Origin of the sequence: Paenibacillus naphthalenovorans (assembly GCF_001465255.1) — a bacterium.
Taxonomy (GTDB): Bacteria; Bacillota; Bacilli; order Paenibacillales; family NBRC-103111; genus Paenibacillus_G; species Paenibacillus_G naphthalenovorans.
The window spans coordinates 790427-807556 of record NZ_CP013652.1; the positions used below are offsets into that span (position 1 = coordinate 790427).

The 17130-nt window shown below is 49.9% G+C and carries 14 protein-coding genes; 13 read left to right on the plus strand and 1 reads right to left on the minus strand.

The window, feature by feature from the left end; all coding sequences use genetic code 11:
• Positions 1-6: 6 nt before the first annotated feature.
• The gene (locus IJ22_RS03840; protein ID WP_062407370.1) at positions 7-960 is read right to left on the minus strand and encodes an ABC transporter substrate-binding protein; all 954 of its coding nucleotides are present in this window, start codon (positions 958-960) and stop codon (positions 7-9) included.
• 375 nt (positions 961-1335) lie between these two features.
• Between IJ22_RS03840 and isdC the strand changes: the two genes are divergently transcribed.
• The 13 genes from isdC (at position 1336) to IJ22_RS03905 (ending at position 17109) form a co-directional block, all read left to right on the plus strand.
• Complete coding sequence (gene isdC / locus IJ22_RS03845) at positions 1336-2088, plus strand: heme uptake protein IsdC (protein ID WP_062407372.1); 753 nt, start codon at positions 1336-1338, stop codon at positions 2086-2088.
• 211 nt (positions 2089-2299) lie between these two features.
• A complete protein-coding gene (locus tag IJ22_RS03850; protein WP_062407374.1) occupies positions 2300-6199 on the plus strand; it encodes an NEAT domain-containing protein in 3900 nt (1299 codons plus the stop codon).
• A gap of 119 nt (positions 6200-6318) precedes the next feature.
• The gene (gene isdE / locus IJ22_RS03855) at positions 6319-7212 is read left to right on the plus strand and encodes a heme ABC transporter substrate-binding protein IsdE (protein ID WP_062407376.1); all 894 of its coding nucleotides are present in this window, start codon (positions 6319-6321) and stop codon (positions 7210-7212) included.
• A 26-nt stretch (positions 7213-7238) separates the two neighbouring features.
• Complete coding sequence (locus tag IJ22_RS03860) at positions 7239-8222, plus strand: FecCD family ABC transporter permease (protein ID WP_062407378.1); 984 nt, start codon at positions 7239-7241, stop codon at positions 8220-8222.
• On the plus strand, positions 8212-8982 hold the full coding sequence (locus IJ22_RS03865; protein WP_054818743.1) for an ABC transporter ATP-binding protein: 771 nt from the start codon (positions 8212-8214) through the stop codon (positions 8980-8982). Before IJ22_RS03860 ends, IJ22_RS03865 begins: the two co-directional genes overlap by 11 nt.
• A gap of 2 nt (positions 8983-8984) precedes the next feature.
• Positions 8985-9818: a class B sortase gene (gene srtB, locus IJ22_RS03870; protein ID WP_062407381.1), complete on the plus strand. Its 834-nt coding sequence runs from the start codon at positions 8985-8987 to the stop codon at positions 9816-9818.
• A gap of 210 nt (positions 9819-10028) precedes the next feature.
• On the plus strand, positions 10029-11039 hold the full coding sequence (locus tag IJ22_RS03875; protein ID WP_062407383.1) for a LacI family DNA-binding transcriptional regulator: 1011 nt from the start codon (positions 10029-10031) through the stop codon (positions 11037-11039).
• Positions 11040-11145: 106 nt separating this feature from the next.
• A complete protein-coding gene (locus IJ22_RS03880; RefSeq protein WP_054818746.1) occupies positions 11146-12048 on the plus strand; it encodes a sugar phosphate isomerase/epimerase family protein in 903 nt (300 codons plus the stop codon).
• A gap of 40 nt (positions 12049-12088) precedes the next feature.
• Positions 12089-12874, plus strand: a complete 786-nt coding sequence (locus IJ22_RS03885) for an SDR family NAD(P)-dependent oxidoreductase (protein WP_062407385.1) — start codon at positions 12089-12091, stop codon at positions 12872-12874.
• 118 nt (positions 12875-12992) lie between these two features.
• Positions 12993-13793: an SDR family NAD(P)-dependent oxidoreductase gene (locus tag IJ22_RS03890; RefSeq protein ID WP_062407387.1), complete on the plus strand. Its 801-nt coding sequence runs from the start codon at positions 12993-12995 to the stop codon at positions 13791-13793.
• Between the two features lie 251 nt (positions 13794-14044).
• Entirely contained in the window at positions 14045-14722 is a 678-nt protein-coding gene (locus tag IJ22_RS03895; RefSeq protein ID WP_062407389.1) for an orotidine 5'-phosphate decarboxylase / HUMPS family protein, read from the plus strand.
• Positions 14723-14768: 46 nt separating this feature from the next.
• The gene (locus IJ22_RS03900; RefSeq protein ID WP_082660664.1) at positions 14769-16124 is read left to right on the plus strand and encodes an ABC transporter substrate-binding protein; all 1356 of its coding nucleotides are present in this window, start codon (positions 14769-14771) and stop codon (positions 16122-16124) included.
• Between the two features lie 94 nt (positions 16125-16218).
• Positions 16219-17109: a carbohydrate ABC transporter permease gene (locus IJ22_RS03905; protein WP_062407391.1), complete on the plus strand. Its 891-nt coding sequence runs from the start codon at positions 16219-16221 to the stop codon at positions 17107-17109.
• The last annotated feature ends 21 nt before the right edge of the window (positions 17110-17130 follow it).

The window sequence follows — 17130 nt, forward strand, 5'->3', positions numbered from 1 at the left end:
CAGATGTCACTTCACGTCTTGCAGCCGTTTATGCAGCAGATCAAGCGCCTCAATCACTCTGGTGCCGGGATTGGTGCCAAAAAGATCCGCCGGCAAAACGTCTACGCGATTTTCTTTGACGGCGTCCAAGCTGTGCCAGGCCGCGTTTTGCTGCATTTCTTTTAAAAATCCATCCTTCACTTGTTCGGGGTTGCCATGACTCATGAGAAGTATAAGCTGAGGATTCGATTGGATTATTTTTTCCGTATTTAGCTGGGCATATTGAGGATAGTTTTCCAGCTTCGGATAATCGGCTGCAATATTTTCTCCTCCGGCCTTGACCAGGATATCGCCACTTAAGGAATTGTTCAAAGCGGCCATATAGGTGCCGGGGGCTCCATAGACTAATAACACTCTCGGTTTTACGGTATTCTCCTCCGGGTTGATTTCCTTCACTTTCTGATCGATGGCAAGAATCAGCTCGTTTGCTTTGGATTCCTTCTGCAAAAGTTGACCGAAAAGCTGTATTTGTTTTTGGATATCGCTGATCGAATTGGCTGAGGTCAACATTATTTTAGAGCCGATGCCTTCGACGGAGGGGATGTCCTTCGTATTCATCGGATAGTTCCCAAGTACGACATCGGGACTTAGATACGCGATTTTCTCCAAATCAATGCCATGCGTAGTTCCGATTTGTTCCGCTTGGGCAGCATCCTTGATTGGAACGGGGCCGTTGGATGTAGGTCTTCCGACCACCTCGCCTCCCAGAGCATATACAATATCCATATCTCCGTTGCTTAGAACCGCTATTTTGCGGGGAACGGACGGAAAGTCAATGCTGCGTCCGGCAAAATCTTGAATGGATACGGCCTTCGGAGCAGATGCTGCAAGAGCGCCGGTACCGTCAGGTTGCGTTTGGCTGCAGCCTGAAGCCAGCAATAGCGCTATAGCCATGAAGATAAAGCCCCCGTATTTCTTCATAAAAATCCTCCTGTTCCTTGTACTGGGCGCTATGTGATTATTGAGAATCATAAATGATAATGAATATCAATGTCAACAGCTTTTTATGGAATCATTAGCCAAATTTATTGCTATTAACCCAATTTTTTGTGACTTGAGGCCGAAAAAGGATGGCCGCGAGGGTAAATAAAATGGTTGACAATATTTAGGAAGCTGAGATAATATCAAATCGAAAGCTTGGATAACAACCATTTTTTTCTCAAAGAAGGCAGGGGTGTTGTACAGATGAGCTAGAAAAACGACAGTAGTCAAAAGTACCATAGTCGCACAACGAAAGTCATTTTTTTTAAGCTCCAACTGAGAATGATAATCATTTTCTTGGGGGGTACCATAACAATGGAGGACATCAACGTGAAAAGGTTTTTTGCCGCCCCGTTTCTTGCACTGTCGCTGGTGCTCGCTTTCGCCTTGTTAGTTTTACCGCAAACAGCCGGTGCCGCCCCCTCCCTTTCCGACGGCACTTACACCATTGACTATGTCATCACAAAAGCGGAGAACGATTCGGTATCGATGGCGAATGATTATTTTGAAAAGCCGGCTATCCTGACGGTCAAGAACGGTACTGTAACTGCACAGATTCAAATGAATCACAGCAAATGGATCACGGTTTTCAAAACGCCTGTCAACGACAGCTTTGTCGATGCCAAAGTGGTAGGCAGTGACAGCGCTGCCGACAAAAGAACGGTTGAATTCGTAGTGGACGACTTGTCCAAGCCGTTAATTTCAAAAATACATGTCACGGTAGAGTCGATTGATTACGATCACGATTACACCATTCGTTTTATTTTTGATGAAAAAAGTATAAAAAGTGTCGGCACCGGAAAGGATGCGGCACCTGCCGAAGTAAGCGGGCAGGCCAAAAGCGGGACCTCCGCTGCTTCCGTCCGTTCGTCCGATGCAGCAGCGGTTTCCGGAAAATCTCAACCGGCGACTCGGCATAAGTCCGATGCTGCCACAGCGGATGCGTCCGCCGGGAAGCAGACCGTTGAAAATCCCCAAACGGGAGATACGGCGCCGATCGCGGGGTTGGTCGTTTTGCTGCTGATTTCGTCTGCATTTGTGATGGTTAGAATCAAATCCGCATTTTAAAAATTCAACACGGAACACAATGGGGGCTGGTAGTGAGTAGAAAACGGTCCGTTGAAACAACTCCCGTACCATGAATAGGATGTTGACATTGATTAGATCACATTGTAGCTGTGCCAAAAGAACGCATCGGCCTGGCGGAGAAACAGAGTGAGCGCCTGCTGCCCGGCTTGATTGGAGAGTGCAGACTACCGTTTCAAAGGAGCGTATCATTTTGAACAGATCATTCAGGAAACATGTTTCCCTTTTTCTTATGCTGTTTGTTTTTTTGGCCACCATACATATCCCGGTTCCGGTCGCTCATGCGGTTGACAGTCCTGAAGCGAGACTGGACTCGAGACCTGCCGGGGCTGTTCAATTCGTTTTCGGCAATGAGATCGAGGTGGCCGTTAAGATTAGCGGCGTGACAGATGCGGTTTATGAGCAGGTGCATGAGCATGAAGCGACGGTCCATTTCGATCCGAATGAGCTGGAGCTCGTCCGGATTCCGACGATAGACGACAGTTATTTCCATGCTCCCGAATCAACCGAGCTATCGCCGGGGGTCGTTAAAACTACCCACACGGTCAAAAGCGCCGGCAACCCTTATGCCTTCAGTGGCGGCGCAGAAAAAAGCTTCTCGGTATTTGTTTTTAAGTCTAAAATCCCTACAGCCAGTAACCCTGTAGTTACCGTGTCCGACATTTACATTACGAACGGACAAGGGGATAAGCTGAAATTAAACGATGTGTCGTACACGGTTCATGTGGTGCCTGCTGGAGATAAAACGGCATTGAGGGCTTTGGTGTCACAGGCTCAGAGCGTACATAACGAGGCCGTGGAAGGAAGCGCACCCGGTCAATATCCGACAGGGTCGAAAAATACGCTGCAGGCTGCGATTACCCAAGCCGATCATTTCGTCAAAGAAGGATCCGCAGAGTATTCCGAGCAGGAGCTGAATACGGCGCAAGCGGAACTTCAAACGGCGCTTTCGGCGTTTACGGCGTCAGTCATTGGCCAGCCGGAAAGCGCCTCGCTTCAGGACGGAGAGTACAATATCGGCTTTACGATTTATAAAAAGGGCACGGATGAACCGTCGGTAATGTATGATTATGTGGATCGAAACAGCGGGAAGCTGAAGGTCCAGGGCGGGAAAAAGCTGGTTTCCTTTACCTTGAAGCAAAGTGCGGAAACGCTGTCGTTCAAGACGGAGCGGGACGGCATTTTGGTGGAAACGACCACGGTAAGCCGTGACGAGGCGGCGAACACCAGGGTCGTGCAATTCGAGGTGGACGATTTGTCGGCCAGGTTAGCCGGTTGGGTAAAGGTGTATTGGGTGCTGCCTCCCCCGATCGGTGTTTACGACCACGAGTACGAGGTGGATTTAGGCTTTAGCGATATTGCCGCCATCGTGAACAAAACGCAGCTGAATGCGTTAATCGCGGATGCCCAATCGAAGCATGACGCAGCGGTGGAAGGAAGCGCAGCCGGACAATATCCGGCGGGAGCAAAGAGCGCGCTGCAGGCTGCGATCAATCAGGCTAAAGCGACGGCTGAGAATCCGGCAGCAGCCCAGCAGCAGGTGGATCAGGCCGTAACCGCGCTGCAAACGGCGCTTTCGGCGTTTACGTCCTCGGTCATTAGCCATCCGGGAGGCGGTTCGCTTCCAGACGGAGAGTACAATATCGGCTTTACGATTTATAAAAAGGGCACGGATGAACCGTCGGTAATGTATGATTATGTGGATCGAAACAGCGGGAAGCTGAAGGTCCAGGGCGGGAAAAAGCTGGTTTCCTTTACCTTGAAGCAAAGTGCGGAAACGCTGTCGTTCAAGACGGAGCGGGACGGCATTTTGGTGGAAACGACCACGGTAAGCCGTGACGAGGCGGCGAACACCAGGGTCGTGCAATTCGAGGTGGACGATTTGTCGGCCAGGTTAGCCGGTTGGGTAAAGGTGTATTGGGTGCTGCCTCCCCCGATCGGTGTTTACGACCACGAGTACGAGGTGGATTTAGGCTTTAGCGATATTGCCGCCATCGTGAACAAAACGCAGCTGAATGCGTTAATCGCGGATGCCCAATCGAAGCATGACGCAGCGGTGGAAGGAAGCGCAGCCGGACAATATCCGGCGGGAGCAAAGAGCGCGCTGCAGGCTGCGATCAATCAGGCTAAAGCGACGACTGAGAATCCGGCAGCGACCCAGCAGCAGGTGGATCAGGCCGTAACCGCGCTGCAAACGGCGCTTTCGGCGTTTACGGCCTCGGTCATTGGCCATCCGGGAAGCGGCTCGCTTCCAGACGGAGTGTATACGTTCGAGATTGTCGGAACCTCTGAGGATGAGTCGGACATTCCGTTGAGCTCCTATATGGAGAATACCGGGGAAATCAAAGTTGAAAACGGAAAAAATATCGTTTCGTTTAAACTGAAAAACGGTGCTGCGATAACGAAATTGCAAATGCTGAAATCCGATGGGTCAACACAAGATATTTTACCGAAAGTTGCTTTAAAGCAATCCGGAGTCGTAAGCGTGTTAAGCGCCGGAGAAAGCACTACAGAGGCTCAGTTTGAATTGGAAGACTTGTCGGCGAGCTACAGGCTTATTCTTGAGGTGCCACAGGGCGAAGATAAGGCAACGCGCACATTCCGGATTGCGTTGGGTCAAATCAATCCCGTTACCTCAAATCCAGGAACAAATCCGGGAGGCGGGACGATCCCGTCCAATATTCATGGAATTGAAGATGGCACTTACAGCATCAATTACAAAATATTGAAGTATAATACCGAACAGAAGTCGGTCATGCAGGATTACGTCATAACCCCCGGAACGTTGACGGTAACCAACGGACAGATGTATGCGTCGATCACGCTCAAGCAAAGTAAAGAAGTGACCGGGTTTCGGGTCGCGGACGGGGACAGTCTCGTGGATACCGAAGTCGTGAGCGTCGATGAGGCGAAAAATACGCGCGTCGTTCGATTCAAGGTCGCGGATTTGACGGCCAAGCTTAAAGCTTGGGTGAAAATCGAATGGCCGGAGTTCAAATATTTCCACGATTATGATATTCACATTACCTTCGATAAGTCCAGCCTGATCCCTATCGACGCGAACGGGGCCAAGACGACTGTCAAGCCGTTTACGGAAGAGCTGGAGCCCGGCGAATACGCGATTGACTTCGTCATAAACAGGCGGGGGACAGATCAGGCGTCGGTCGCGAACGATTATGTGAAGCATCCCGCGAAATTGACGGTGAAAGACGGAAAAAGCTATGTCGCCCTCATTCTGAACCAAAGCAAAGAAGTGCCCGGCTTCAAGGTAGAGGTGGACGGCAAGCTGGTCAATGCAGAGGTCATTGCGTCGAGCAAGGAAGACAATTCAAGAACGGTTCAATTCGACGTAGTAGACGCTGAGACGAAGATTTATGCGCAAATCCGCATGGCTGTTCCGGACAAATATGTTGGCGATTATGATGTTGAAATCCTGTTTGACAAGGACAGCATCAAGACCTATGTCGAGGAAAAGAAGGAACCAAAGGAACCAAAGGATCCAAAGGATTCGGACAATGCCGATCACCCTTCCGGCTCTAGCCCCATCATTGAGCAGGTACGCTTGAAGGATATCGAGGACCATTGGGCGAAGGCTTTGATCGAGCGGGCCGTGGGACTCGGCATCGTCAACGGCTATGAGGACGGTACCTTCCGTCCGGAGCGCCAGGTAAACCGTGCCGAATTTATGGTGATGATCAACCGGGCGCTCAAGCCGAAAGCCGCTGCAGCCGAACCGACCCTTGCCGATTTCGAGAACATCCCGGAATGGATCAGACCGGGCCTGGCACAAATGGTGGGCTCGGAAGTGGTTAGAGGCTATGAAGACGGAACCTTCCGTTTAGATCACACCATTAACCGCGCCGAGTTGGCGGTGATGATGATTCGGGCGTCACGAATTCCATTGGCTTCGAATGCAGAGCTTACTTTCGCGGATGCGGATCAAATTCCGGAGTGGGCGAAAGCCGAAGTGGCCACAGCGCTCAGCCTTGGGATAATGAATGTAAGAGACGATCAGCATTTTGCGCCGAAGGCAAGTGCGACCCGCGTAGAAGCAGTAGCCTACATTCTTGCGATGATGAACCAAATCAAGTAAGAAACGAATGGATAACCGATAGTAGATGCATACAGGGGGAGGCCGGGAGACCGGCGTCCTCCGTATTTTTGGAATACCTGACAGGCCGCTTCGATCCGACGAAAGGAGGCAATAGCAAGATGAACAAAGTAATAAGCGCGATAATGACTATTCTTCTGTTAGCTGTGATTACAGGCTGCTCATCGGAAGCTGACGCGAATTCGAATGCGAAGGTCGATACGGCTGCAGCGGAAGAGAATACCGGGCATCGAATCGTGGCGACGACAGTAGCAGCCACGGAAATCATGGATGCATTGGAACTTGATTTGGTAGGCATCCCGACCAGCTATAAGCAGCTGCCCAAACGATACGAAGGAATTACGAAGGTAGGCAATCCGATGAGTCCGAATATGGAAATTTTGAAATCGCTCGACCCGACGGAAGTGCTTTCCGTGACCACACTGGAGTACGATCTGGCACCGGTATTTGAAAACGCGGCTGTTCCGGCGAACTTTCTGGACCTGACCAGCATCGGCAGGATGAACGACGCGATTCGGTCGCTCGGCGACAAATACGGCCGGGAAAAGCAAGCGGAAGCGATCATTCATCGGTTTAACGACAAAATGGAACAAATCCGAAAAGAAACGGAGGGCAAAAAAAGACCTAGCGTTCTTATATTGCTCGGCGTGCCGGGGAGTTATCTTGTGGCTACCGAACATTCGTACATTGGAGATCTCGTGAAGCTGGCCGGTGGGATAAATATTGTGCAGGGCGAAACCGTCGAATATTTGGCTTCCAACACCGAATATTTACAGCAGGCTAATCCCGACGTCATTCTTAGGGCGGCGCATGGCATGCCGGACGAGGTCGTCAAAATGTTTGATCAAGAGTTTAAGAAAAATGATATTTGGAAGCATTTTGACGCTGTGAAAAACAACAGAGTTTACGACCTGAAAGAAGAGTTGTTTGGAACAACAGGTAATCTTGCTGCGGTTGAAGCTTTGAATGAACTCGTCAAGATGCTGTATCCTTAACTACGAAACGATAGAGGGCAATGGTTATGAATAAAATCGTTTTAAGCTTTACCGGTATCGTCGTTTTGCTCCTTGCCGTGACTGTCTTTTCCGTAACTACAGGAAGTATAAAGGTTGGCGGCTTGGAGCTGATTCAAGGTCTGTTTACCGGTACGAATAAAAATGTGGAAGTCATTAAAGATTTGCGCTTGCCAAGGATTATCGTAGCTCTGTTTGTCGGGGCATCGTTGGCGGTATCCGGTGTGCTGCTGCAAGCCGTCATGAGAAGCTCTCTGGCGGATGCCGGCGTCATCGGCATCTCTTCGGGAGCCGGATTCATATCCGTCCTCTTTGTAACGATTTTTCCGACCTTTTTTTTCTGGCTGCCGCTGTTCGCTTTTATCGGCGGCGCTTTGGCATGCTTTCTGGTCTATTCGCTCTCCTGGAAGTCGGGTCTTAGTCCCATACGGATCATTCTGGTCGGGATTGCCATTAACGCTACGTTTACGGGTTTAGGACAATCGTTCAATTACAGAGGCAGCTATGCGGTGACAACCGTGAATCAGGCGACGACTTCCATTTTTACGATGAAAACATGGAGCGACGTCCAATCGATTGCCATTTACGGTTCGATCGGACTGCTCCTTTCCTTGTTCTTATGCTCGTGGTGCAACCTGCTGTCGCTTCAGGACAAATCGGCAAAAAATCTGGGCTTAAACGTATCGCGGGCCAGGCTGCTCATTTCCGCGGTCGCCGTACTTTTGGCCGCCGTATCCACCGCGATCGGGGGACTCATCGCTTTTGTCGGCTTGCTGGTGCCTCATATTGCACGGCTGCTGGTTGGCTCGGACCATAGGGTTCTCATTCCGTTCTCCGCCCTTGCAGGAGCGCTGCTTATTTTGACGGCTGATACACTCGGCCGCACTCTGCTTGCACCTGCGGAAATACCGGCATCCATTATTATGACCGTGATCGGCGGCCCTTTTTTAATATTCCTGCTGAGAAAGAGTGACCGCGTCTATGGAAATTAATCAAGTAAGCTTTTCGTATGATCGAAGAGTGGATCATCTGAAATCAGTAAACGGTGAAATCGAACTTGGCAAAATCACGACCATTATTGGTCCGAACGGCTGCGGCAAGTCGACGCTTCTTGGGGTCATGTCGCAGCATTATGCTCCTCATAGCGGTCAAGTGATATTGGACGGCAAATCGATTTACAGCTACACACCGAAAGAACTCGCTAAAAAATTGGCGGTTGTCCATCAGCATAACGATGCGCCTGCCGATATGACCGTTGAAATGCTGACCGGCTTTGGCCGATTGGCGCATAAAAGCATGTTTGCTTCCCGGAGGGATGAGGATGCTGAAGCCATCGATTGGGCTTTAGCTTGCACGAATCTTCAAACCAAGCGCCATACAACGATAAATCAACTGTCCGGGGGGGAACGGCAGCGGGTTTGGATCGCCATGGCTTTGGCCCAAAAAACGCCGATCTTGTTTTTGGACGAACCGACCACTTTTCTGGACATTTATTACCAGTTTGAACTGTTGGAGTTGATTAAAAGCCTGAATGTAAATTATGGATTGACGATTGTCATGGTGCTGCACGACATTAATCAAGCGATCCGTTATAGCGACAACGTCCTGGTGATGAAGAATGGGGTCATCGAACTGAAAGGCAAACCGGATGAAGTGATTACGGAGAAGACGATTCATTCGATCTATGGGGTTCAAGTGGTCGTGAAGCATGACGACGCTGCGGGATTATACGTGGTTCCGGTGGGTATTTAAAAATGAAAGCCAGTAGGCTTGTAAACGTCCTGATGACTGTGTTGTTTTTTTTCTCGCTGTTCCAATTAAGCGGCATCTTCATCGATTATTATAGAAATTCGCAAGCATTGGCCGAAGCCCGTGCGCTTTATGAGGGCTCCGCAGATGAGGATAACCCTCAGGCTGCCCTTAGCCGGACTGGGGACACGGTTTCCGGCGTTAGCTTTAACGCTGCTCAAGCCGAAGCCGTGCCCGATGTGCGTTCGCCGTTTATCGACTTGCTTCAAGTGAACCGGGATGTGGTCGGATGGATTAAAATCGATGACACCCGTATCTCTTACCCGATCCTGCAAACGATGAATAATGACTATTACTTAAACCGGAATTACAAGCGGGAGAACGCGAGGTCAGGAAGTATTTTTATGGACTTTCGCAACGCGATCATTGCACCCGATCCGAATACCGTTATTTACGGGCATCGAATGAAAGACGGTTCCATGTTTGGCGACCTGAAGAAGTTTCTTAACAAAGATTTTTACAATCGTCATCGGACCTTCACTTTCGATACCTTATATCAAAGCTATCGGGCTGAAATTTTTTCGGTCTACTATACGACGACGGACTTTAACTATATTCAAACGGAGTTCGATAGCGAAGATGAATACAGATCGTTCCTGCAAACCATTCAAGAAAAATCGCTGTACAAGTCGGATACGGCTTTGACGGCTGAAGACCGAATCGTCACCTTGTCCACGTGCGATTATACGCTTGATCAGGTCGATGGGAGATTAGTAGTGCATGCGAAGCTCGTTGAAAAAGACGATGATGAAGCCCCGATTTACCGCCAAGACGAGTAATCCGCACCATCCCCACGATCTTTCTCGTCAGTTTACCCCCTAATAAATATGTTTAATAAGATGCACCATTCCGGCCCGTACGCTGGAATGGTTTTTATACATAATTTTACATAAAATACACTTGACACCAAATGAAATCAGGAATATATTGGTTATGAAACGTTTCATTTCTCTTGTCAAGGAGGGAAGCATGGAGGTTGTATAAGTATTATGAAACCAACCATTAAAGATGTCTCGAAGCGAGCCGGTGTTTCTGTTGGAACCGCTTCCAAAGTGATTAACAGAGAAGGCAAAGTGAAACCCGAGCTCCAGGAAAAGGTTTGGAAGGCAGTGCATGAGCTGAATTACCACCCGAATGCCGTTGCCAGAAGCTTGAAATCATCCACTACCAATACATTGGCCGTTCTTTTGGGCGATATCACCAATCCGTTTCAAATGACATTGGCCAAGGCCATCGAAGATGTGATGAATGAACATGATTACCAATTGCTGATCAGCTCGACCAAGGAAAATCCTGAGATTGAACGAAAAAAATTAAAAATGCTGTATGAAAAAAGAGTGGATGGCATTATCGTCTGCACGACGGGAAAAGTCAATGATGAAATACGTACACTCATAGACCGCCAAATTCCGATCGTTCTTGTCGATCGTCCCGTGTTGTCAGTGCCGGCTGATATCGTGGCCGATAATAATATGCTGGGCATGGAATTATTGACCCGGCATTTGGTTGAACTGGGGCATTGGAGAATTGGGGTCGTGCACGGTGATATCCATACGGTGCATGGAAAAATCCGTCACGATGGTATAATCAGTGCATTTTCCGCTTATGGGATTCCGCTTTCAGAAGAAAATCAATTCTATGGAAACTTTCAATATATCGGGGGATATGAGGCAGTCGCCTATTTTTTCTCGCAGGATGAGCCGCCAACGGCGATTTTATCGGTTAATAACAACATGACGGCCGGCATCGTCATGGCTTGCCGCGAAAAAGGAATTCGGATTCCCGAAGACCTTACTCTCGTTACGTTCGGTCAATTGGAATATCAATGGAATCTGATCACCCCCTCCGTGACCTATGTCAGCCAGTCACCTTTAACGATCGGGCGCAAAGCGGCCGAGATCATTCTCAGGCGTTTGAACGACCGGGATCAAAACGAGGTATCCCATGTATTCATTAAGCCCGAGTTGTTCGTCAGGGAATCGTCAGGTGCTATCTCTTGAAGTGGATAGATAACGCATATATTACGTAAAGCAGGGGAGAGACCGGACTATTTTCACATTAAACATGAAACGTTTCATTCAAATCCACAGAAAAGGAGCAACCTGGATGAGTCTACAAGACGGGCCTAAAATCTCGGTTTTTCCCAAGGGCTATATGGACGAATTGTCCGATGGCAGAATGACGTTGTTTGAGTGGATCGAAATGGCAGGGACCTTAGGCGCTGACGGATTGGAATTGTACCCGCTTTTCCTGAAACAGCAGGATGCGGAGTATTTGACCCAAGTGAAAGAATCAGCACAAGAACAAGGTTTGGAAATTCCCATGATGTGCTCCTCCCCGGATTTTACCCACCCTGACCCATCCTTTCGCAAGCAAGAAATCGAGAAAATGAGACAAATCATCGATATCATGGCATTCCTGGGACCTGACCGGTTCCGCAGCTGCCGGGTATTGTCCGGTCAAAAGCGCCCGGAGGTATCCAGGGAAGACGGCATTCGCTGGACTGTCGAATCCATACAAGAGCTGCTGCCGTATGCCGAACGCCAAAATGTTCATTTGGTGATGGAAAATCACTACAAAGACGGGTTTTGGATTCATCCCGAGTTTGCCCAGCCATCCGATATTTATTTGGAAATCGTCGAACAGATCGCATCGCCATGGTTTGGGGTCAACTTTGATCCGTCCAATGCCATTTTTGCCGGAGAGGATCCGCTGAAACTGCTCGCCCAGGTCAAGCACCGCCTGATCACCATGCATGCGAGCGATCGATACTTGAAAGAAGGATACACGCTGGACGATTTAAAAGAATATTCATTGCAAGGATATTCGCAAGCGCTGGCCCATGGCGTGATCGGTAAAGGCATTAACGATTACGATCGAATTTTTGAGCAGCTTCACTCCATCCGCTTCCGCAGCTGGATCTCGATAGAAGATGGAGTGAACGGTCTTGGCGATTTGCGGGAGTCGGTTCAATTTTTGAAAGGCAAAGTAACCCAATATTTTTCTTAATGCGGGATGCCCCGCAAATATAAAACAAAGAGGTGCAGCGATGACTGACATGGACCTGTCGGGAAAGATAGCATTGGTAACCGGATCCAGCCGGGGGCTGGGCCGTTATTATGCCTTGTATTTGGCTTGGGCCGGCGCGGACGTCATTATTCATGATGTGAGTCCGACAGCGGCCGCTCAATTCGGCGAGGCCGCCTCGGGAGAAGCGGTGGCAGACGAGATCCGTGCATTGGGCCGGCGTTCGGCCTTTCTGGCTGCCGATTTGACGGATCCTGTGCAAATAGAGACGTTTGTCGAGCAGGCGATCAATCAATTTGGGCATATCGATATTCTTGTTAATAACGCAGGAGGGGATATAGGTGCCAGCACTCCCCGTCCCGATCCTAACAATGCAATCGATATTAAGGTAGAAGATATTCAGGCTGTGCTTAATCTCAATCTGTTGAATGTGATGTGCATGTGTAAATATGTCGGAGCCCATATGAGGGAACGCCGTTCCGGTAAAATTGTGAACGTCGGTTCAGCTGCAGGTCACGTGGCAACAACGGTCGGTGTGATTTATGCGGCCGCTAAAGCCGGCATTTCCCATTACACGCTCTGTTTAGGCGAGCAGCTTCGCCCCTACGATGTGAATGTCAATTGTATTGCCCCTGCGGCGACGTACACGGGCAGATTTAGGGCTACCCGCGTCGCGGGTGACCAGATCAAAACGGAGGGGTCCCGCCTGCAGCAGGTTGCCCAACCCGATGATATGGCTAAAATCGTCTTATTTTTGGCCAGCTCCCAATCCGACTACCTTACCGGAGAAACCATAGTCTGCCATTAGAGGTGTATTTGTATTTGAAAGCGGTATTATTTTTCTTTGGGGGACGTGTGAGGTGAAACTGTTAAGGGAATCTCAAAAGCTTTTTCGCTTAACTCCATAATCAAGGGAGAGATGACGTGTGCTTATCGATTTGCGTGGAAAAGTAGCCATTGTAACGGGGGCGGGCCGGGGGATAGGCCGCGAAATTCTTGTGACTTTAGCCGCGGAAGGCGTAACGACCGTCGCATTGGATGTGAATCCGTCCGAATTGGATGACTTGGCCAAGGAACTGGCCGCAAGTAACTGTACGGGACGCCAGTATGTTTGTGACGTGCGAGACTATCACCGCATCCAGGAAATTGTGCAGGAAGTAACGGCCGCATACGGCCGCATCGACATTCTCGTTAACAATGCTGGCGTCACGGGTGACGGCTGGGTGGATGAGATATCGGAAGAGGAATGGGATTTGTGCCACGATATCAATATGAAGGGCACCTTTCAGATGTGCAAGGCGGTCATTCCGGTCATGAAAAAACAGAAATACGGGCGAATCCTTAACGCGGCTTCGTTTGCGGCGATGATCCCGAGTATCGGAAGTGCGGCCTATGCATCGGCCAAGGCAGGAGTCGGGCAGTTTACTCGCGTCCTTGCCGGTGAATTGGGGCCGTGGGATATTACGGTGAATGCGTACGCCCCGGGAATGATCCCGACAACGCTGAACCATTTTACCGAGCTGCCCAAGGAGAAGCAGGAGCGGTTGCTGGATACATTGACACTGCGCAAATGGGGGGAGAAGAAGGATGTGGCCTGCCTGATCTGCTTCTTGGCCTCCGATTATGCCTCTTACATCACCGGGACGATGATCGACGTGAGCGGCGGAAAGTTGGCGACCCAGGTACCTCGCGCCGCTTATGAAAAAGCGGCGGATGAAGGTTTGTGAGGTATTAATTATCGAAGTTATTACGATAAGTATTACTTATGTAACTATACATATAATGTATTGTACAAAATGATAGCGATTACATATCATGAGCATCCAGCCGCTATAAAGACATTCGGATTCGAGATAAGGGGCCGGCGTCTGCGGAAGCGATCTCCACATTTGTATCCAGTGTATGGGTTCACGCCTAATCGCTTATTTTGGCCAGTCCGCAACGCTCGAAGCACCAATCACAGGAGGTCTTGTCATTTATGAAGCCGATTTTACAAATCTCTTTAGATTTACCTCATATTGAAGCCGCTCTCGAGATGGCGAAGGTGGCTGTGGAAGCCGGGGTGGATTGGATCGAAGCCGGCACGCCCCTGCTCCTGGGTGAAGGGCTGCATGCCGTAAAAAGGCTGCGGGAGGCCTTTCCGGATCATCCGATCGTGGCGGATTTAAAAACGATGGACGGCGGTTATTTGGAAGCGGAAATGATGGCCAGAGCGGGGGCGACGCACGTTGTCGTTATGGGGGTAGCCCATCCCGCTACGATCCGTGCGGTAGTGAAAGCCGCCAGAGATTTCAACATCCAGGTCATGGGCGATATTATGGCGTCTCCCGATCCGGTAGCCTGCGCCAAAATGCTGGAGGCTAACGGAGTGGATTATATTATCGTCCATACCGGCTACGATGAGAGAGCGGAAGACCCTGCCAGGACGCCATACGATCATCTGCATGATGTTGTGAAAGCGGTTAACATTCCGGTTCAGGCCGTTGGCGGGCTGTCCATCGATCAGGCGGCGGACATGCCGAAACATGGTGCCCCGTTGGTTGTAGTAGGCGCTCCGCTGGTCATTGACAAAAAAGAGTTCAGTCCGAGCGCCAACCCGGAAGAACTCAAGACGATTCTTGAAGAGCTGGTGGCAAGAGTAAAAAGAAGCGTGTAAAGGGCAATACGGAGTTCTTTTATACCTACTTTTATAAGAAAAGGTGATGATTTGGGTGAAAAAGGCGAATAAATTGGCAGTACTGTCGATGTCAGCAGTCATGCTTGCCGGCCTCATCGGCTGCAGCGGCAATTCAGGCTCCGGTTCGGGTCCTGCTCCTTCCGGAGGAGCGGCAGCCAACGATGCGAATTCAGCCGCCCCGGCCAAAAAATTCGACGGCGTCAGCTTAAGGGTTGTGACGGCCAACCATCCTTGGACCGAAGCTTTGAAGCCCATGATTCCGGAATTTGAACAGGCAACGGGAATGAAAGTCAACTTGGAGCAATTCTTTGAAGATCAGCTGACGCAGAAACTGACCGTTGAGCTTACGGCAGGCTCTTCAAGCCTGGATGTGTTCATGATACGTCCATTGCAGGATGCGAAGCTGTATATGAAAAACGGCTGGGTGGCCGACCTTACCGAAAAATCAAAGGACACCGAGTGGGATTTTAACGATTTCAGCGAAGGCTCCGTCAGCACCTTGATGCAGGACGGAAAATTATACGGCGTTCCGCTGATCACCGAACGCGAAATTCTTTACTACCGCAAAGATATTTTTGAAAAGAATAACATCCAGCTCCCCCAAACATTGGATGAACTGAAAGCGGCGGCGGAAAAACTGAACGATCCGAAAAACGAGTTCTACGGCTTTGTCGCCCGCGGACAGCGTTCGCCGGCCGTGACCCAGTTTTCGAGCTTCCTCTACAGCTCCGGCGGCGATTTCATAAAGGACGGCAAAGCGACGATCGATACGCCGGAAGCGATTCAAGCGTTTAAGCTTTACGGCGACCTGCTGAAAAGCTACGGACCTCCGGGCGTATTGAACATGAGCTGGCCGCAAGCGTTGGGCGTATTCGCTCAAGGCAAAGCCGCTATGTACACGGATGCCGATAGTCTTTATCCGAACATGCTGGATCCGCAAAAATCGAAAGTTCCGGCTGATCAAATCGGCTTTGCCGTTTTTCCGGCCGGCGCCACAGGACAGAAACCGTACAATGTGACGTCCTGGGGGCTTTCGATGAACTCCAAATCCAAGCAGCAGGATGCTGCCTGGGAGTTTGTGAAGTGGGCAACGAATAAAGAAAACTCCACGAAGATTCAAGGCGCAGGCAACCCGGGGGCACGCAAATCGGTCTGGTCGAAGCCCGAAGGCACGAAGGCGTTCCCTCAGCAGCTGGCCGAGGTGATGGACAAATCCAGCCAAATCGGTGTAGGTCATGACCGTCCGCTGGTCATCAATGTAGGTGCTGCGCGCGACTTGGTCGGTACGGTGATCGTGACGGCCATTACCGGCGGGGACGTGGACAAAACGGCGAAAGAAGAAAACGCCAAGTTCCAGGCTTTAATCGACAAAGAGAAATAATCATATCCTGCGGCACAATTCGGGAGCTTTGCATCTAGCGTGAAACCGGGTTGAATGTTCAACCTGGTTTCACATCTCAGCGTGGAGGGAGAGGGTGAGACCTATCGAACGGTTCATTGAAAAAAACATCAAATATATTTTCGTCCTGCCTGCTGTGTTATTTGTAGGCATCATGATTGTTTTTCCCATCGGCTATACGTTATATCTGAGTTTTTTTGAGTGGAGCATGTCCGGTGTACAAAAACCGGTTTGGGTATTTATGGATAATTACAAGCATCTGCTGTTCGATGACGAGCGTTTCTGGGCGGCCTTTGGGCGCACGTTTTATTTCACCATCGCTGCGATGATGTTCGAACTGGTTTTGGGAATCGCCATTGCGGTGCTGTTTAACCGTAAGTTTAGAGGGAAAAATCTGGTGAAAACATTATTTCTTCTTCCCATGGTATCCACACCGGTCGCCATCGGTTTGGTCTGGTTGTTGATCTTCGAGCCGACGATCGGGTTCGGCAACCAATTTTTGAAGTTTTTGGGTTTGGAGCCGCTGTTATGGATCGCTTCTCCTGATCAGGCTATCCCGTCGCTTGTGCTCGTTGACGTTTGGCAGTGGACACCGATGATTTCTTTAATCTTGTTAGCCGGTTTGGCGACGCTGCCGCAAGAAAATTATGAGGCGGCGGAAATTGACGGCGCGAATGTCTGGCAAATGTTTTGGAGGATCACGCTGCCTTTGCTTATGCCCACCATTTTTGCGGCGGGTCTGCTGCGGGCGATCGATGCGTTGAAAACGTTCGACATTATTTACGCTATGACTCAGGGGGGACCCGGCTTCGCTACGGAAACGCTGAACATCTACGGCTTTCAGCTCGGATTCCAGTATTTCCAACTGGGCATGACCTCGGCGATGCTAATGCTCTTCTTCCTTCTGGTGCTCGGCATCAGTCTGCTGATCATTCAATGGCGCAGACGCTTGGAGGTGCTCAATTGAAAACGAAACAGCTTTGGTTCG